The sequence below is a fragment of the Streptomyces sp. Y7 genome (genome assembly GCF_043195415.1).
In the GTDB taxonomy this organism is placed as follows: Bacteria; Actinomycetota; Actinomycetes; order Streptomycetales; family Streptomycetaceae; genus Streptomyces.
In genome coordinates, this window is sequence record NZ_JBIDDQ010000001.1 from 879,362 (window position 1) to 897,876 (window position 18,515).

Here is an 18,515-nt window from a genome sequence, read left to right on the forward strand (position 1 = left end):
ACACAGAAGTTCTGATCGCCGAAAAGGAACGGTGACTTGGTGTGTACCTCTTCGACGCGTGCGCGGGGAGCACGAATTCACCGACGCCCATCCGCACCGGTTCCCCCGCGGAACGAATGAGCTACGGCCTTTTCCACCCCCCACGGGTACTTCACCCTTGCACAGCGCACGGATGGCCAACAAGGCACTTGGGCAACATCAGCCCCATTGAAAGAAAGTCAGATACGGCGGCAACTCGCCGCACGCGCGCCACCTTTAGGCATTCCATGCACCCCGTGTGAAACCGACGCACGCACCGGAGCACCACGCACGCTCCCCGGCGCACGCGCGGGCGTAGTCCACTGGGATCGGCCCTCTCGGAAGGCCCCGCGCAGGACGGCGGCTCCCCTGCGTGCGACGGGCCGCCGACCCCGTTCCTCCCGCCCTCGGTCGGCGGCCCCCGGGGCGGAAGGAACGGGGACCGCCGGGCCCGCGGAGCCGGGTGCCGGCGGGGAGAGCCCTAGATCTGCCAGGAGCGGAGCCGGTCGGCAGCGCCGTACACGTCGACCTTGCCGGAGATCAGGTCGCGGGCGAGATCGACGAGGGTGCCGTAGGGCGGGTCGATGCCGACGCCGCTGACGAACATGTACGCCACCGCGGCGGAGCACGCGAAGCGGGCGTTGGCCGAGGGCAGCGGCTTGAGCAGGGCGAGGGTGTGCAGCAGCGCGGCGGCCCGCCAGGCCGGGTCGGAGTCGACGCCCAGCCGGGGCGGATCCACGCGATGGCGGGCGACGGCGGCGACCAACGCGGAGAAGTCGTTGATCGTGGGCTGCTCGGGCAGCACCTCTTCGTGCCGCTGGAGCAGCCAGGGCACGTCGATGTGGATGACGGGTGCCATCGGTCAGGCGGCTCGTCCCTCGCCCTTGGCGGGCGGCTCGTCGTCGGGGAAGGCGGCCGCGAACTCGTCGGCGTGCGACGAGAAGAAGCGGCGGAACGCCGCGGCGCCTTCCTGCAGCGCCCGGTGCCGGGCTATGTCCGCCGCGGCGGCCTCCCGCACGAGCGCCTTCATCGACGTACCGCGTTCCTTGGCGATCTGCCGCAGGTCCTCTAGCTCGCGGTCGCTGAACTCCACGTTGAGAGCTGGCATGCTCCTCACGGTACCGCTCGGGTACTTACGCGTAAATACCAGCAGGTCAAGTGTGATGTAGGCCGGTACCGGGGCGGCTGAACCAGCCCTCCGGGCCGAGCGGCCGGGCCGCCGTTCCCGCCGAGACGTGGGTCACATTCAACCGTGGGATGTCACATTCCGGCCCGCTCCGGCCCTCGCAGTAGTGAGCGCGTACCGGGAGGCCCCACGCATGTCCGACATCCCCGCAACCGTCACCGACGACGCGACCGTCGTCTTCGTCCAGCACCGTGAGCTGATGTTCGGCGTCGTCTACAACATGCTCGGCAGCGTCGCCGACACCGAGGACGTCCTGCAGGAGACCTGGCTGTCGTGGACGGCACGGGGCGGCGGCGCTCCGCTGGACGGGGTCGAGAACCCCCGGGCCTATCTGGTGCGGATCGCCGTCAACCACGCCCTGACGCGGCGGGCCGCGATCAGCCGCAGGCGCGAGACGTACGTCGGCCCGTGGCTGCCGGAGCCGCTGGTCACGGAGGGCGAGCCGGTCGGCGTCGAGGACCCGGCCCTGCGCGCCGAGTCGGTGTCGCTCGCGATGCTGGTGGTCCTGGAGTCGCTGACCCCGCTGGAGCGCGCGGTGTTCGTGCTGCACGAGGTGTTCGGCTACCCGCACAAGGAGATCGCGGAGATCATCGACCGCAGTCCGGCGGCCGTACGGCAGCTGGCGCATCGCGCACGCGAGCACGTGCACGCGCGGCGGCCGTTGTACGAGGCGCATCCGCGGGTGCGGAGGGAGGCGACGGAACGGTTCGTGCGGGCCGCCGTGGGCGGGGACATCGCCGAGCTGATGGAGATCCTCGCGCCGGACGTGACGGTGTGGACGGACGGCGGCGGCAAGCGGAAGCGGGCGGGGCTGCGTCCCGTGCACGGCCGGGACAAGGCGGTCCGGCTCTTCGACTCGTTCGCGCGCCGGGGCGGCGCGGGAGGCGCCCACCTGGAGCTGCGCCACCGGCGGGTCAACGGCGACGACGCGGCGGTGCTGTTCGAGGGCGACGAGCCGTACGCCGTGCTGGTCCTGGACCTCACGCCGGACGGCGAGCGTGTGTCGGGCGTCTACGTGGTCAGCAACCCCGACAAGCTCACACATGTGCACCGGGGGCAGGCATGAGCGGCACCCGGGAGCGGCCCGGCACTGGGGAGCGGGTCGCCGACTGGTTCGACGGCCGGCTCGGCATCCACACGCTGGGCCGCAGGTATCTGCGCAAGGTGTTCCCGGACCACTGGTCCTTCCTGCTCGGCGAGATCTGCCTGTACAGCTTCGTCGTGCTGATCCTGACCGGCGTGTACCTCACCCTGTTCTTCCATCCGTCGATGAACGAGGTGACGTATCACGGCAGTTATGTGCCGCTGAACGGCGTCCGCATGTCGGAGGCGTACGCCTCCACGCTGGACATCAGCTTCGACGTGCGCGGCGGCCTGCTGATGCGGCAGGTGCACCACTGGGCGGCGCTGGTCTTCGTCGCCGGGATGCTCACGCACATGATGCGGCACTTCTTCACGGGGTCGTTCCGCAAACCGCGGGAGATCAACTGGCTGTTCGGCTGGACCCTGCTGTTCCTCGGCCTGTTCGAGGGCCTGTTCGGCTACTCGCTGCCGGACGATCTGCTGTCGGGCACGGGCATGCGGTTCGTGAACGGGGCGCTGCTGTCCGTCCCGGTCGTCGGGACGTATCTGTCGATGTTCCTGTTCGGCGGCGAGTACCCGGGCCACGACATCGTGGCGCGCTTCTACTCGCTGCACATCCTGGTGATCCCCGGCATCATGGCGGCGCTGGTCGTCGCGCACATCCTGCTGGTCGTGTACCACAAGCACACGCAGTTCGCGGGCCCCGGGCGCACCGAACGCAATGTCGTCGGGGCGCCGTTCATGCCCGTGTACCTGGCGAAGGCGGGCGGTTTCTTCTTCCTGGTCTTCGGCGCCCTCGCCCTGATGGCGGCCCTCGCGACGATCAACCCGGTCTGGTCCTACGGCCCCTACCGTGCCGATCAGGTCTCCACCGGCGCGCAGCCGGACTGGTATCTGGGCTTCGCCGAGGGACTCGTGCGGATCATGCCGGGCTGGGAGATCACGCTGTGGGGCCACACACTCGTCCTCGGGGTGCTGATCCCGGTCGTGGTCTTCCCGCTCCTGCTGGTCTTCATCGGCGTGTACCCGTTCCTGGAGGCCCGGGTCACGGGCGACCAGCGGGAGCACCACCTGCTGGACCGCCCCCGCAACCGTCCGGTGCGCACCGGGATCGGCGCGGCCTGGATCAGCCTCTACCTGGTGCTGCTCGCGGGCGGCGGCAACGACATCGTGGCGACCCGGCTCCATCTGTCGATCAACACGGTGACCTGGGCGGTCCGCGTCGCCGTCTTCGCCGTCCCCGCGGTCGTGTTCGTCGTCACCCGCCGGATCTGTCTGGGTCTTCAACTCCGGGACAGGGAAAGGGTGTTGCACGGCCGGGAGACCGGGGTCATCAAGCGCCTTCCGCACGGCGAGTACGTCGAGGTCCACGAGCCGTTGAGCCGGGCACAGCTCCACACGCTCACCGCGCATCGCCGGGCCGGCGAGCTCGTGGAGCACGAACCGCGGGGCAACCCCCGGTGAAGCGCGGTCGAACGACGTGTACCGGAGCCGTATCGGCGATGCGGCCCCTACAACCCCGGGTGAGGTCCCGCGGTCAGACCCGATACCGACACCACTGGTGTTCCGGGCACCCCAACGGCTCACCTCACCAACGGAGTTCACGTGCACAAGCGTTCAACGGCCACCCGGCCGACCGCCGCCGCTCTCGCCCTGGCCGCCGCCCTGGCCGGCCTCCTCGCCGTGCCGTCCGCCCACGCGGCGGACGGCGACGACTACACGGTGACGCTCGACAGCGACACCGCCACGACCGACTACACCCATCGCACGGTCGACCTGACCGGCACCCTGACCCGCACCGACGGCTCTCCCGTGGCCGACGCCCCCGTCCGGCTCGAGGAGTCGGTGCTGTTCGACACCTGGAACCCGTGGGGCGATCCCATCGACCCCACCGAGTGGGAGACCCGTGACCTGGGCACCGTCCGCACGGACTCCCAGGGCCGCTTCACCCTCCAGGACGTCCCCGCGGACCGCGTCGAGGACCAGCCCAGCCCCTACCTGTTCCCGCGTCACCAGGTGATGTTCCGGGCGATCCACGACACCGACCCCACCGACAACCACATGGCGTTCGCGGACACCGTGGTCGAGGTGCAGCCCGTGACCAGCGCCATCAGCTACCGGGTGAACAGGACCACCGTGCGCGAGGGTGACACCCTCGTCGTGAAGGGCCGGGTCGCCTGGCCGGCCGGGCACGGCCCGATCGCGGGCACCCGGGTGTTCCTGCGGACGTACTACGAGAGCTCCTACAACGCCCGGACGACCACCGACGCGCGCGGCAACTTCACCGTGCGCGCCAAGATCCGCGACTACGACAACGAGTTCGTGGTCTTCTCGGCCCCGGGGGACTACTACCTGGCGGGCGCCAGCAAGAACCTGCCGGTCAAGAACGTCACTCCGTGACCCGGCACCCGGCGCACGAGGAGGCCCGCTGCCGCACCGGCCGGCAGCGGGCCTCCCGTCCGTCACGGCCCGGTCCTCACCCCTGGTCCGCCACGAAGGAGGCCATCCGGGTCAGGGCGGAGTTCCAGTTGATCGTGTGCTCGTTCGTCGACCATGACTGGATGTCGTCGATGTAGCAGAACTGACCCACGCAGCCCTGGAGTCTGCTCTGCGCGTAGGGGTCCTGGATGCTCGAGTTCGGCCCGCCCGCCAGCGTGCCGGCCGGCGGGTTCGGCTGGTCCGGGTCGAGCTGGTGGGCGTACCAACGGGCGTGCTGGTTGTGGGAGTTGACCTCGCCGTAGCCGGTGACGTACGAGATGTTCAGCGCGTTGCGCCCGAGCAGGTAGTCCATGCTCTGCACCGCGCCGTCACGGTACTTCGAGGCCCCGCTGATGTCGTACGCGGCGGCGATGACGACGGCGTTGTGCAGGATCTGGTGGTTCGAGCCCCAGTCGTAGAGGTTGCCGTCGGGGGCGTACGGCATGCCGTATGGCTGTGCCTTCAGCGTGGCGAGGTAGCGGTCGGCGCCCTGGATCACGGACTGGCGGACCTTGTCCCTGCCGGGCAGTCTGCTCGGCACCGTCGCCAGGTCCAGCCGGGCCGCGGCGGCCGTCCGGGCCCAGTCGTAGCCCAGGGCGCCGAAGACGTCTGCCGTGTGGACGGGCGAGTTCAGCACATGCTCCGCGAACTCCCGCTCCCCCGTGCTGAGATACAGCTCGGCCGCGGCCCAGTAGAACTCGTCGCTGACGTCGCTGTCGGCGTAGGTGCCGCCGCCGATGCCGTCGCTCTCCGAGGCGTACAGGTCGGGGTGGGCGAGCGCCGCCGACCAGGCCGTGCGGGCGGCGGCCAGCGTCCTCGCCGCGAACTGCCGGTCGTAGGGCTTGTAGAGGCGCGCCGCCTGTGCGGCCGTCGCCGCCAGGTTCAGGGTCGCGGCGGTGGACGGCGCGTGCAGTTCACGCTTCTGCGGGTCGTCGCTCGGCAGCAGCGGCAGGCCCGTCCACTGCTCGTCGTGGATCTTGTGATGGGCCATGCCGGCCAGCGGCCGGCCCGCGGGGACCTGCATCTTCAGCAGGAACTCCAGCTCCCAGCGGACCTCGTCCAGGATGTCCGGCACCTTGTTGCCGCTCTCGGGGATGGCGAGCGTGCCGTCGCCGAGCCGCTCCGGCTCGCCGGTGCGGGCGAGCATCTCGCGCTCGTAGGTGCTCAGCAGCTCCCAGACGGAGATGCCGCCGTTGACGACGTACTTGCCGTGGTCGCCCGCGTCGTACCAACCGCCTCTCACGTCGAGCTCGTAGTCGCACACGCCGGGCCGGCAGGGCACCGCGCCGTCGCCCTGGTTGGGTGCGACGTCGACGTGTCCGGCGGGGCGGGCGTAGCCCGGGCGCAGGTCGTCGCGGATCGCGATGCCGCTGCGCTGGGTGTAGTAGTACTTCACGGCGTCCAGCCGCAGCCGCTCGTAGGCGGCCGTCCCGATGTCGAAGGGTCGGCTCACCTCTCCGTCGGCGACCAGCGTGAAGTCCTCGCCCTGCTTGCGGTAGGCGCCGAAGTCGAGGGAGTGGACGTTCTGCGCGGAGGAGGCGTCGGTGCCGCGCGGGACGGTCCAGCCGTGGGCGACGACGGTCCCGGCGGCGTTCTTCAGCTGCCAGGGCAGCCTGCCGGTGGCGTCGGTGACCAGCGTGGCGTTCTTCGGTCCGGCGGGCAGATAGGCGACCTGGTTCACCCGCACGCGGGGCCCGGTGTCGGGCTCGTACACCTCGGGCGGGACACCGCCCAGCAGCGAGGCGTCGTCCATGCAGAACCGCCACGCGTCCGCGCCGCCGCCGACCTGGAAGGCGACCTGGCCCTGCGGGGTGTCGACGGGTGAGGTGAAGGTGTACGCGTAGGAGTTCCCGGAGACGCTCAGCTCCGGGGTGACCTCGAAGTAGGTGTCGTACGGCGCCGCCGACAGGCCGACGATCGCGCGCACGGCATGGCCCTCGGGCGAGCCGTCGGCGGTGAAGGAGAAGCGGTACGACTCGCCCTTCACGAGCGTGATGTCGTTCTGGCCGACGGCCGCGTCCCAGGGGTTGGCGGTGCCGCCGGGCACGTCGGCGCAGAGCCGGCCCTCGGACAGGCCCGCGGTGACGTTGCCGGTGGCCCACCACGGGTCGGTGGTGCTGTCGAACGTCCCGTTCTTGAGCTGCTCGACCTCCTCGGCGCCGGCGGGGGCTGCCGGAAGTGCGGTGAGGCCTGCGGCCAGCAGGGCCGACAGGGTCAGCAGGGTGGTTCTGCGGCGTTTCACAGCTGGGCTCCTCTGGGGAGGTGCGGGTGGCGCTCGACGGTGGGAGCGCTCCCAGATGCGGACGCAGGCCATGTTTGTTGGCGACATGACAGTACGTCAACGGTCAGGACGGGCGGTTTCCGGCTGCGGCACCGTTGTGGCCGGTCGCGCAGTTCCCCGCGCCCCTTCGGGGGCGCGGGGGCGCCCGGACCGTGACGTGGGTCAGGTGGCCGGTGCCTCCAGCCTGCTGATGCGTATCGCCCCTCGCGCCTCCCCCGGATAGGCGCTGGTCAGGGTGAGTCGTAGCCGGGAGCCCCGTGCCGACTCGAAGGTGACTACCGTCGGGGCATCCGAGGTCGTGGCCCAATCCACGGCCGTCCCCTGCACCGGCACATACCCGCGGCCGTCCCACACCTCTGCCACGACCGCTGTCGGCAGCGTGTGCGTGGCGTCCACCGTGAAGGAGACCTCCACCCGGTCCAGGTTCCGTGCCCGGCCGAAGTCCACCGAGACCCAGTCCTCCCGCCGGGCTCCGTGGAAGGCGGGCAGCAGCGCCGTGGCGGCCTTGGTGAAGCCGTTGGACCAGCCGGTGGCGGGGTCGCCGTCCAGCATTGCGGCCGGGAGGGTGTCCGGCCGTCCGGAGTAACTGGCGTCCGCACAGGGGTAGTTCGGCGGCGTCGGGTGATCCGGCTCGAAGGCCTGGGCCGGGGTGAGCGCGGCCGGTCCCGCCGGCGTCGTCCGCACGGTCAGGACACCCGCCCGCAGGCCCTCGGCCCGTGCGGTCACCTTCAGAGTGCCGGCCTGCGTACCCGAGCGGACGATCGCCAGCGCCTTGCCGTGGAAGGCCGTACGCGTGCTCGCCCGGTACCGCTCGGCGCTCTCCTGGCGCCCGTTGTCGAGGCCGGCGAGCGAGCCGCCCCGTACGCCGAAGGAGATCAGGTGCTCGGCGTCGGGCACCACGACGCCGTGCGCGTCGACGATCTCGGCGGTCACGAAGAGCAGGGAACGGCCGTCCGCGGCCAGGGACTCGCGGTCCGCCGACAGGCGTACGGCCCGCGCCGGGCCGGCCGTGCGCAGCACATCGGTGGCGACCGTCCGGCCGCCCCGGCGGGCCACCGCCCTCAACTCCCCCGGCCGGTACGGCACTTTCCAGGTGAGGTGGAGTTTGCCCGCGCTGCCGTTGGGACTGGTGTAACTGCCGGGGTAGGGGCCGTCGCTGAAGGTCTTGTCGTCGCCGGTCGCCTCGGTGGTCTCCAGGTAGACCCGGCCGTCGAGGGTCTTCTTGGTGTCGAAGGTGCGCGTGCCGAGGGACTCGCCGTCGAGGAACAGCTCGACGGTGTCGACGTTGGAGTACGCCCACACCTCGACCGTGTCGCCCTCCCGGTGGTTCCAGGTCATCGGCAGCAGATGGACCATGGGTTCGGCGATCCACTGGCTCTGGAACAGGTAGTACATGTCCTTGGGGAAGCCGGCCGTGTCGACCGCGCCGAAGAAGGACGCCTTCACCGGGAAGACGTCGTACGGCGTGGGCTCGCCGATGTAGTCGATGCCCGACCACAGGAACTGCCCCGTGAACCACTTGCGGTCGCGGTCCTTCTTGTGGCCGTACTCGCCGCTCATGGTCCACGAGGCGAGGTTGTTGTCGTACGACGAGGTGGCCCGCCGGCCGGGGGTGTGGTTCTCGCCGGTGTTGAGGTGCTCGGGCTCCTGGTAGGTGCCGCGCGTGGAGGTCTCGGAGGACGACTCGGACTCGAAGAGGAACAGGTGCGGGTAGGCGGCGTGCAGCTGGTCCACCGACTTGGCCGTGTTGTAGTTCAGGCCGAGGCCGTCCAGCTTGGCCAGCATCAGATCGGCGGCGGAGCCCTCGGCGGGCAGCCGGCGGTACTTGTCGGACCCGATGACCAGGGGGCGGGTGTCGTCGGCGGCCCTGATGGCGTCGATGATCCGATCGGCCATGGCGAGCCCGGCGGTGGACGTGGAGTCGGGGACCTCGTTGCCGATGGACCACATGAGGACGGCGGGCGAGTTGCGGGCCGCCAGCACCATCTCGGTGGCGTCGCGTTCGGCCCACTCGTCGAAGAAACGGCCGTAGTCGTAGCGCGTCTTGCCGGTCCGCCAGCAGTCGAACGCCTCCACCAGCATCACGATGCCGAGTTCCTCGCAGACCTGGACCATCTCCGGCGAGGGCGGGTTGTGGGAGGTGCGGAAGGCGTTGACGCCCATCGACCTCATGATGGTCATCTGCCGCCGGATCGCGTCGATGCTCACGGCGGCGCCCAGGGCGCCGAGGTCGTGGTGGAGGTCCACGCCCTTGATCTTGTGGTGGACGCCGTTGAGGTGGAATCCCTCGTCCGGGTCGAAACGGAAGGTGCGGAACCCGAAGGCCGTGCGGTGGGTGTCGGTCGTCCTGCCGCCGACGCGCAGCTCGGTGTTCAGGGTGTAGCGGTGATGCGGGGTGGCGAAGTCCCACACCTTCGGTTCGGGGACGGTGAGTTCATGGGTCCCGGTCGCCCGGTCGGAGACGGCGATCACGGAGGACGTACGGGCGACGGTGCGGCCGCGGGGGTCGGTGATCCGCGAGACGACCTCGACGTCGGTGCCGGTGCCGGTGGCGTTCACGACAGACGTGCGCACCCGGACGACGCCACGGGCGGCGGTGATATCCGGTGTCGTGACGTACGTTCCCCAGCGCTCCACGTGCACCGGCTCGGTGACGACCAGACGGGCCTCGCGGTAGATGCCGCTGCCCGAGTACCAGCGGCTGCTGGGCAGACGGTTCTGCACCTTGACCGCGAGCACGTTCTCGGTGCTGCCGTCGGTGTGGAGCCGGTCGGTGAGATCGAGGGCGAAGCCGGTGTAGCCGTAGGGGTGGCGGCCGACCTCGACGCCGTTGCAGTAGACGTACGCGTCCATCTGGACGCCGTCGAACTCCACCGATATCCGCTTGCCCGCGAGGGCGGCCGGCAGGGTGAAGGCGACGCGGTACCAGCCGAGGCCGCCGGGGAAGAAGCCGGTGCCGCTCGTGGTGCCGTGGTCGGTGGTCGGGGCGAACTCGATGCTCCAGTCGTGCGGCACCGCCACCTGCCGCCAGCCCGAGTCGTCGTGACCGGGGTCGGCGGCGTCGGCGAAGGCGCCCGTCGGGTCGGTGATGCCGTCCGGGTTCACCAGGGCGAAGCGCCAGCCGTCACGCAGGGGAACGGTGTGCCGCGCGGGCGCGGCGCCGGCGGCCTCCTCGGCCCGTGCCGACGGGATGCCCGTCAGTGCCCCGGCCGCCGGGGCGGCCGTCGAGGCGAGCAGTAACGATCTTCGTGAGACTGTCATGGCGGCACTCCCTCACCAGGGCCCAGAAGCACTCATAACTGATCGTGAACAAACAGATTCTGACGCCGCGGCCCGCGTGGCAGTCAAGAGTGCGGTCGCGGGTTCGCTCCGTGAATGTCCCCGAAGCACTAGGCTGGAGCCCGAGTGAGCACGCTTGTTCACCGTGTGTGTGCGCGTTGGAGTGGCGACCATGAGCCCGGACTATCCGTTCGACGAGGCCGCGACGGCCCGGGCGGTCGTCGACGACAGCGGCCTGCTCGTCGAGTGGAACGCCGGCGCCGAGCGACTCCTCGGCCATGCGGCGGACGAGGTCGTGGGGCGCCCGGCCGCGCATCTGCTGGCCGACGAGGCCGACCGCGGCTCCCTCACCCCGGACGGCGACCGCTGGGACGGTGTCCTCACCCTGCGCCGTCGTGACGGCGGCACGCTGCCGGTGTGGCTGCTCGCCCACCGTGTCCGGCCCGAAGAGGACGGTCCCCCGCACTGGCTCGTGGTCACGCCGATCGAGCAGGACGCCCCGCGTCCGCCCGGCGACCCGCTGGACGAGGTGGGGCTGCTGGCGTCCCCCTGCGCGATCGCGATCTACGACGACCGGCTCCGGCTGCGCAGGATCAACTCGGTGATGTCCGAGGTCCTCCGCCTCTCCGAGGAGAACGTGCGCGGGCTGCGGGCGCCCGAGCTGACGGGCCGCCGGCAGAGCTTCGACATCGAGCGGCAGCTCCTGCGTGTGCTCACCACGGGCCGGGGCACCGACGTACGGACGTACGTGCCCGTCGGCGGTGACAGCACCCATGCCTGGCTGGCCCGGATGGCCCCGATCACCGACGCCAAGGGGCGGGTGCGCGGCGTGTCCGTCGCCGCGCACGACTTCACCGACCAGTACCTGGCCCAGGAACGGCTCCAGTTGGTCAACGAGGCGAGCGTGCGCATCGGCACCACCCTCGACGTCACCCGCACCGCGCAGGAGCTGGCGGACGTCTGCGTCCCCGCCCTGGCGGACTTCGTCAGCGTCGATCTGCTGGATCCGCCGGAGCACGGCGGCGACGCCCCGACCGGCCGCCTGTCCGCACCGCTCAGCCTGCGCCGGGCCGCGCACAGTTCCGTCAATCCGGGCAGCCCCGAGGCGGTGGTCGAGCCCGGCCGTCTCGACGTGTACCCCACCCCGTCGCCCCAGGCCGACGCGCTCCTGGCGGGCCACACCATCGTGGCGGCGATGTCGACCGGCGACCTGGAGGAGTGGCTCGCCTGGGACCCGGCACGCTCCGAGCGGATCAGCGAGTACGGCATCCACACGACCATGTCCGTACCGATCCGGGCCCGTGGCACCACACTCGGCGTCGCCGTCCTCACCCGGTTCCGGAACCGCCAGCCGTTCACGCCCGACGACGCGCTGCTGGCCGAGGAGGTCACGGCCCGCGCCGCCGTCTGCATCGACAACGCCCGCCGCTACTCCCGCGAACGCGAGACCGCCCTCGCGCTCCAGCGCAGCCTGCTCCCCCGCTCCCTGCCGCGCACCGCCGCGCTCGAAGCGGCCTCCCGCTACCTCCCGGCGGCCCGTTCCGGGGTGGGCGGCGACTGGTTCGACGTGATCCCGCTGTCCGGGATGCGGGTGGCGATGGTCGTCGGCGACGTCGTCGGACACGGCATCCAGGCGTCGGCCACCATGGGCCGGCTGCGTACCGCCGTGCGCACCCTGGCCGACATCGACCTCGCACCCGACGAACTGCTCACCCACCTCGACGACCTGGTGGTACGGCTGTCCGAGGAGGCGGGCACCGAGGCCGGGCCCGGCGAGGTCGGCGCCACCTGCCTGTACGCGGTGTACGACCCGGTCTCCCGGCGCTGCACACTCGCCCGGGCCGGGCACCCCTCGCCCGTCATGGTCCCGCCCGGCGGCGAGCCGAGGGAGATCGAGCTGCCGGCCGGACCGCCGCTGGGTCTGGGCGGGCTGCCGTTCGAGTCGGCCGAGATCGAACTGCGCGAGGGCACCGTGCTCGCCCTCTACACCGACGGCCTGATCGAGACCCGGGAACGCGACGTCGACGCCAGCCACGCGCTCCTGCGCGAGGCACTGTCGGCCCTGCCCGACTCGCTCGACGAGACGTGCGACCGCGTCCTGCACGTCCTGCTCCCGCCCGGCGGTGTCGCGGACGACGTGGCCCTGCTGCTGGCCCGCACCCAGGGCCTGCCCACGTCCCGGGTGGCGACCTGGGACATCCCGGCGGACCCGGCGCTCGTCGCCCCCATCCGCAAGCAGGTCGTGGAGCAACTGGAGGTCTGGAAACTCAGCTCGGCCTCGTTCACCGCCGAACTGGTGGTGAGCGAGCTGGTCACGAACGCCATCCGCTACGGCACCCACCCCATCCGGCTCCGGCTGATCCACGACGCGACGACCTTGATCTGCGAGGTGTCGGACACCAGCCACACGGCACCGCATCTGCGCCGCGCCAAGACCTTCGACGAGGGCGGCCGCGGGCTGCTGCTGGTCGCCCAGCTGACCCAGCGCTGGGGCAGCCGGCACACAACGGACGGCAAGACCATCTGGGCGGAGATCGGGCTGCTCGACGAGGAGTGAGTAGCCGCTGTCAAAACGGGGAGTCGTGATACATGGGACCTGCACGGGTACTCCCCTCGTTACACCGAGCGACTCCCCTCGTCAGCGCCGTCGCGCTGCTGGGCCTGCTCACGGCGTGCGGCAGCGGCGGCGACTCCACGGGCGCCGTCCAGACCCCGGCCGGCACCGGCAGCCCCACGACCGCGCCGGCCACGACCGGCACCGGGAACACGCCGAGCGGGCCGACGTCCGGCGAACCGGCGACGACCGGGCCGCCGTCCGTCGACACCACCAGCCCCGCGACCCAGTCGGGCGGCCCCGGCACGCGCTGCCACACCTCCCAGCTGCGCGCGTCGATCGGCCGTCCCAGTCCTGGCGCGGGACAGCGCAACTTCCCGATCGTGCTGACCAACACCGGCGACCACACGTGCACCGTGCGGGGCTATCCCGGCGCGGCCTTCGTGGACGCCGCCGGCAAGCAGCTCGGCCCGGATCCGAAGCGCTCCCCCGACACACCCACAACCGTCACGCTGACGCCGGGCCGCAGTGCCTGGGCGGGGCTGACCTTCGCCAGTCCCGAGATCAGCGGGGCGCGCACGGCGCTGCCGCAGACGCTGATCGTGACGCCGCCGGACGAGCGGGATCCGCTGAAGGTGGCGTGGACGGCCGGTGAGGTGCCCGTGGCCGGGAACGAGTCGTCGGTGTTCGTCACGGTGGTCCAGCCGGGCACCGGTGGCTGATCCTGCCGCTCAGTGACGGCCGCCGCCGTGGCCGTAGCCACCGCCGTAACCTCCCCCGTAGCCGCCGCCGTACCCGCCGCCCGACCAGCCGTCGTCGCCGTCCCAGGAGCAGGAGTACGGGTCGTACGAGCAGGAGTCGTCGGTCGGCGAAGCGCTCGCGCTCCCCGGCTGCGCGGTCGACGGGGTCACGGAGGGGGGCGGCGTGGCCGGGGGCGTCCGCGACGCCTCGGGCGTGGGGGTCGGGGCCGGTGTGGCCGTCTTCCGCGTCTCGGCCGCCGAGTCCCAGTTGACGACGGCGAGTTGGAGTTCCGTCTGCGACGTGTCGATGACCCAGTGCTGGGCGTCGCCGTCGTCCTCGCGGGTCTTCAGGACCAGGGCGCCCGAGCCGTCGGTGGCGGCGGGGCTGAGAGCCAGGTCCTGGGCGAAGCGCGGCACCAAGGTGCCCTGGAGGGTGAAGTCGTAGCGGACGTAGTCGTTCTCGGTGTCGGTGGTGCCCGTGCAGCGGGCGAGCCGCACCGAGTAGCCGAGGTGGGAGTCGAGGCACAGGCCCGGGTCGGCGCCGCTGCGGAGCAGGCCGTCCATCTCGTACGCCCACTGCTGGCCGGGCGTCGAGGAGCACTTGGCGAGTTCGGTCTCCGCGCCCTCCACGGCCTTGCCGCCGGCGATGCCGACACACAGCCCCGACCCGATGTTGTGCAGCCGGCCCCGCAGATCGCCCTTCGCCGCCTCGGCGGCGCCCGCCCAGGAGGGGTTCTTGGTGGCGGTGCCCGGGCCGGTGTCGGGCGCCTCGGAGGGGCGGTCGCCGGCCGCCGGCGAGGAGTCGTCGCCGGATCCGCCGACGGACCAGATGACCAGGGGCAGGACGACGAGGGCGCTGACGGTCGCGACGGCCGCGGTGAGATTGCGGCGCCGGGTGGCCCGGCGGGCCGCCTTGAGGGCGGCGCGGCCGGAGCAGGTGCGGGTGTTGCCGGCGGCCGCTTCGGTGGGTGCGCCGGCCTCGGTCCGGCGGGCGGCCCGGCGTGACCTTCGGGGGCCGGGTTCCGTGGGTGAGGCGAGCGGGTCGGCGGAGGGGGAGGTCCGGTTCGCGACGGTGGGGAAAGGCTGGGTGGCGGGAGCGGCGAAGGACGCGTTCGCAGCGGCGGCGAAAGGCCGGTTCCCCGGGGCGGAAGCCTCTCCCCTCGGCGCGAACGCCTCGGCGGCAGGCGCGAAGGACTCGGCGTGGGGAGCGAAGGGTTCGCCCACGTTGCCGAAGCCGTCGGCCGTGGGGGCGAAGTTCTCGGCCGCGGGGCCGAAGCCGGCGCCCGCGTGCCCGAAGTCCTCGACGGAGGCGCCGAAGCCGTCGGCCGCGTGCTCGAAGTCCTCGGCCGTGGGCCCGAAGCCCGCGCCTGCGCGCCCGTAGTTCTCGGCCGTGGGCCCGTATCCGTCACCCGCGTGCCCGAAGTCCTCGGCTGCCGACCCGAAGCCCGCACCTGCCTGCCCGAAGCCCTCGGCCGCGGGCCCGAAGCCCGTGCCCGCGTCTGCGAAGTTCTCGGCCTCAGGAGGAAGGGACTCCCCCGCGGGGGCGAAGGACTCGGCCGCAGGCGCGGTACCCCCGGCCGCGGGGGCGGGCGCGTGGCGCGGCGGCGCGGGGGCGCGGTGTGGCGGCGGCGGCGCGGGGGCGCGGCGTGGCGGCGGGGGCGCGGTGGCGCGGCGTGGCGGCGGGGGCGCGGGGGTGTCCGCGAAGAAGGACTCGCCCGCGATTCGCGTCGTCGCGGCAGTCGCCGGCATGGGAGCGGGCGGCGCCACCGACTCGGCGTCGGCCATCCCGTCCAGCAGGCCGGCTCTCCGCAGGAGGTAGTCCCTGGCGCCCCAGCCGAGCACCGCCTCGGCCAGCGCGACGCCGAGCCCCTCGTTGAAGAACGTGAGCTGGCCGGCGGTCTCGCTGCAGTGCGCGCAGCGGTTGAGGTGCGCGCCCAGATCGGGGTCGACGTCGATGCCGCCCCGCCGGTAGGTCACGTCCAGCATCCGCAGGTACTGGCGGCACTCCTGCTCCGGGGCGAGCTCGCGGTGGACCTGGAGGCACTCCTCGCGCAACCGGTCGCGGGCCCGGTCGAGTTCGAGGCGCGCGGACTCCTCGTCGAGGCCGAGAAGGCCGGCCGGCACGGACAGCGGTTCGGCCTCGACCTCGGTGTGCCAGAGCAGGCAGCGGGCCGACTGGGGAAGCCGCTGGAAGGCCCCGGACAGCAGCCTGCGGTCCGCCGGCGGCAGCAGTCGGGCGGCCACACGCTCCGCGCCCTCTCCCTCGGACCGCAGCTCGGGGTGGAGCAGTTCCCGTCTGCGGTCGGTGTCCCACTCCGCCGCGATACGGCGCACGGTGACGAGCAGTCGGGGGCGCCAGGCCGCCGTCGGGCCGGTGTGCCGCAGGGTCTCGCCGAAGAGCCGGGTGAACGCCGCGGTGGTCAGCATGCCCGCCGACCGGGCGTCCGCCGTGCACAGCCGTGCATAGGCGAAACCCGCCTCCCAGTGCCGGTCGAGAAGTTCACCGACCGGGTGCAGCGCCGGCGACACCCCCGTCCACTTCTTGAGTTCGGCGCTCAGTTGAGCGTCCGTGACTTCAAAGATGCGGGCGTCGTTCGGGGAATTCGACAGGCCTGCGTCATGCACGGCGGCATTCCTCCGGAGGGCATGCGGCATTGAAGGTCCATACCAAGGGGTATGCTCCGGCGCAGCTCTTGTGAAGCGTGGGACGTAAAGGAGCGAGGCACACCTTTGCACAGGTCAGGGGCGGAGAACAAGCGACCGCTGTTTTTGCGCTTTGCATCCGCGCCGCTCACTATTTGACGAGTGGTCAATAGCGCGCTTCGATCATTCGAAATATCGCCGGGACAATTGGAAACGGTATTCACTCATCGCGTCGCGAGTCGCGGCGCAAACCATTGAACAGGCCCCGTGTCACTTTCATGCCTGGTCATGTGGGCACACCGGCCTTCACCGGGCCTTCACAAGTGAGATGTCAACCATTGGACCACCCCGCCCGGTAGGCGCCCGGTGGTCTGCCGTACCGCTCCCGGAATGCACGGTTGAAGTGGGGGGGACTGGCGAACCCCGAGGCGGCCGCCACCCGGTCCACGGAGAGCCCTGTGTTCTCCAGCAGCCGGGCGGCGTGCCGCAGTCGTGCCTCGCGCAGTGCGCGCATCGGCGCATGGCCGAGCTGCCCGGTGAAGAGGTGGGCGAACCGCGAGGGCGACAGCGCGACGTGCTCCGCCAGCGACCGAACGGTGTGCGGAGCGGCCGGGTCGGCGTCGATCAGTGCCTGCGCCCGGCGCACCCGGGGGTCGATTCCGGGGCCGACCGGTGCCGTCCGCGCGGTGGCCGCGGCGAGCAGGACGACCTCCTCCAGTGAGCACAGGGCGAGTTCGCGGGCCGCGGCGCCATGGGCCACGGCGACCGATTCCTCCACCAGCGCGACGGGTTTCTCCGCCGCGACCGGTTTCTCCACTGCCGCCGACTCCTCCCCTGCCGCCGATTCCGCCACTGCCGCCGATTCCTCCGCCGCCGGGGCGGGCGGTGCCTCCGTGCCGGTCCAGCGGGCGTCCGCGAGCATGCGGCGGAACGCTGTCCCGATACGGGCGTGGACCGTGTCCGGCGTCGGAGTGACGACGTACAGGCCCTCCCCGGAGTCGTAAGGACGCAGCCATGACCGCCAGGTGGGGCGGGCCTGGCAGTGCGCCCACCAGAACTCCCAGTGCGGCGCGCCCGGTTCGACGCCGTAGCCGTGCGGCACACCCGGCGCCAGCACCACCAGGTCCCCCGCCCCGGCCCGCGCCTCGGTGCCGCCGTGCCGCAGCCGGCCCCGGCCGCCGGTCGTCCAGGTGAACAGCCAGCTGTCCGCGCCGCGCGGCCGCTCGATCCGGTACCCGGGCGGCTGGTCGAAGTGCCCGACCACGACCAGGCCGGGCGGCGGGGCGGGGACACCGGGCCCGGCAGCGGTCTCGGGCAATCCGTCAGCGCTCACGGTCATCCTCCTGGAACGTGCCTCGGCCTAGCGTGACAGGCAAGGGACATCCGACTGAGGAGTGGACGCATGACAGCCACGGACATCGGCGCCGCCGGAGCTCCCATCCTGCCCGGGGCCGGGCTCCGCCAGTTCCGCGAGGACGGCTTCACCGTCGTACGCGGACTGTTCGGACACGACGAGATCGCCCGGCTGTGCGAGCGGTTCGCCGCGCTGCACGCGGCCGGTCCGGTGCCCGGGCACTTCGAGCCCCGGCCGCGGACGCGCGATCCGCTGCGGGTGTACCCGCGGGTGATGCAGCCGCACGAGATCGACGACCTGTCGCTGCGGGTGCTGCTCGATCCCCGGCTGCGGGGCGTGCTGGAGGTGCTGCTCGGGGAGGAGGTGCTGGCCGCGCAGAGCATGTTCTACTTCAAGCCGCCGGGCGCGCGGGGGCAGGCCCTGCACCAGGACAACTTCTATCTGCGGGTCGAGCCGGGCACATGCGTGGCGGCGTGGATCGCCTGCGATGTGATCGACCGGGACAACGGAGGGCTCGAGGTCGTCCCCGGCACGCACGCCATGGACCTGTTCTGCCCGGAGGTCGCGGACGAGGAGGTGTCCTTCGCGCGGGAGTACGTGGCACCGCCTCCCGGCCTGCGGGCGGTGCCGGTCGACATGCGGCCGGGAGACGTGCTGTTCTTCAACGGCAGTCTGGTGCACGGCTCGCAGCCCAACCGTACGCGGGACCGCTTCCGCCGGTCGTTCATCGGTCACTACGTGGGGCGTTCGGCCGAGCGGATCGGGCCGTACTACCGGACGCTCTCGATGAGCGGCGACCGTGTGCCGTTGGCCGAGAGCGAGGGGGCGGGGCCGTGCGGCACCGAGTTCGCGCCGTCCGGGCCCCACTAGCGCGCCGGCTGCCGACCGTCGAGGTGGCC

At 71.9% G+C, this 18,515-nt stretch carries 12 protein-coding genes; 6 read left to right on the plus strand and 6 right to left on the minus strand.

What is annotated here, in order from left to right:
• Positions 1–499 precede the first annotated feature (499 nt).
• Positions 500–877, minus strand: a complete 378-nt coding sequence (locus ACGFW6_RS03675) for a toxin Doc (RefSeq protein ID WP_393504269.1) — start codon at positions 875–877, stop codon at positions 500–502.
• 3 nt (positions 878–880) lie between these two features.
• Positions 881–1,126: a hypothetical protein gene (locus tag ACGFW6_RS03680; RefSeq protein WP_393504271.1), complete on the minus strand. Its 246-nt coding sequence runs from the start codon at positions 1,124–1,126 to the stop codon at positions 881–883.
• Between the two features lie 211 nt (positions 1,127–1,337).
• On the opposite strand from ACGFW6_RS03680, the gene sigJ reads away from it, so the two are divergent.
• From sigJ to ACGFW6_RS03695, 3 genes are all read left to right on the plus strand, one after another.
• Positions 1,338–2,270: an RNA polymerase sigma factor SigJ gene (gene sigJ, locus ACGFW6_RS03685; protein WP_393504273.1), complete on the plus strand. Its 933-nt coding sequence runs from the start codon at positions 1,338–1,340 to the stop codon at positions 2,268–2,270.
• Positions 2,267–3,751 carry a cytochrome bc complex cytochrome b subunit gene (locus ACGFW6_RS03690; RefSeq protein ID WP_393504275.1) on the plus strand — a complete coding sequence of 495 codons (1,485 nt, stop codon included), beginning with the start codon at positions 2,267–2,269 and terminating at the stop codon, positions 3,749–3,751. The genes sigJ and ACGFW6_RS03690 overlap by 4 nt, the downstream gene beginning before the upstream one ends.
• A gap of 141 nt (positions 3,752–3,892) precedes the next feature.
• A complete protein-coding gene (locus tag ACGFW6_RS03695) occupies positions 3,893–4,687 on the plus strand; it encodes an acyl carrier protein (RefSeq protein WP_393504277.1) in 795 nt (264 codons plus the stop codon).
• Between the two features lie 76 nt (positions 4,688–4,763).
• On the opposite strand, the gene ACGFW6_RS03700 is transcribed toward ACGFW6_RS03695, so the two are convergent.
• Both ACGFW6_RS03700 and ACGFW6_RS03705 read right to left on the minus strand, forming a co-directional pair.
• Entirely contained in the window at positions 4,764–7,007 is a 2,244-nt protein-coding gene (locus ACGFW6_RS03700) for a glycoside hydrolase family 9 protein (protein WP_393504279.1), read from the minus strand.
• 201 nt (positions 7,008–7,208) lie between these two features.
• On the minus strand, positions 7,209–10,307 hold the full coding sequence (locus ACGFW6_RS03705) for a glycoside hydrolase family 2 TIM barrel-domain containing protein (protein ID WP_393504281.1): 3,099 nt from the start codon (positions 10,305–10,307) through the stop codon (positions 7,209–7,211).
• A gap of 190 nt (positions 10,308–10,497) precedes the next feature.
• Here ACGFW6_RS03705 and ACGFW6_RS03710 point away from each other — a divergent pair, with 190 nt between their 5' ends.
• Together ACGFW6_RS03710 and ACGFW6_RS03715 are read left to right on the plus strand one after the other, a co-directional pair.
• Positions 10,498–12,882 carry a SpoIIE family protein phosphatase gene (locus tag ACGFW6_RS03710; RefSeq protein ID WP_393504283.1) on the plus strand — a complete coding sequence of 795 codons (2,385 nt, stop codon included), beginning with the start codon at positions 10,498–10,500 and terminating at the stop codon, positions 12,880–12,882.
• A gap of 32 nt (positions 12,883–12,914) precedes the next feature.
• On the plus strand, positions 12,915–13,601 hold the full coding sequence (locus tag ACGFW6_RS03715; RefSeq protein WP_393504284.1) for a DUF4232 domain-containing protein: 687 nt from the start codon (positions 12,915–12,917) through the stop codon (positions 13,599–13,601).
• A gap of 9 nt (positions 13,602–13,610) precedes the next feature.
• On the opposite strand, the gene ACGFW6_RS03720 is transcribed toward ACGFW6_RS03715, so the two are convergent.
• Together ACGFW6_RS03720 and ACGFW6_RS03725 are read right to left on the minus strand one after the other, a co-directional pair.
• Positions 13,611–16,244, minus strand: coding sequence for a ricin-type beta-trefoil lectin domain protein (locus tag ACGFW6_RS03720; protein ID WP_393504286.1), 2,634 nt, complete (start codon positions 16,242–16,244; stop codon positions 13,611–13,613).
• 349 nt (positions 16,245–16,593) lie between these two features.
• Positions 16,594–17,601, minus strand: coding sequence for a helix-turn-helix domain-containing protein (locus ACGFW6_RS03725; RefSeq protein WP_393504287.1), 1,008 nt, complete (start codon positions 17,599–17,601; stop codon positions 16,594–16,596).
• A 63-nt stretch (positions 17,602–17,664) separates the two neighbouring features.
• Here ACGFW6_RS03725 and ACGFW6_RS03730 point away from each other — a divergent pair, with 63 nt between their 5' ends.
• The gene (locus ACGFW6_RS03730; protein ID WP_393504289.1) at positions 17,665–18,486 is read left to right on the plus strand and encodes a phytanoyl-CoA dioxygenase family protein; all 822 of its coding nucleotides are present in this window, start codon (positions 17,665–17,667) and stop codon (positions 18,484–18,486) included.
• The last annotated feature ends 29 nt before the right edge of the window (positions 18,487–18,515 follow it).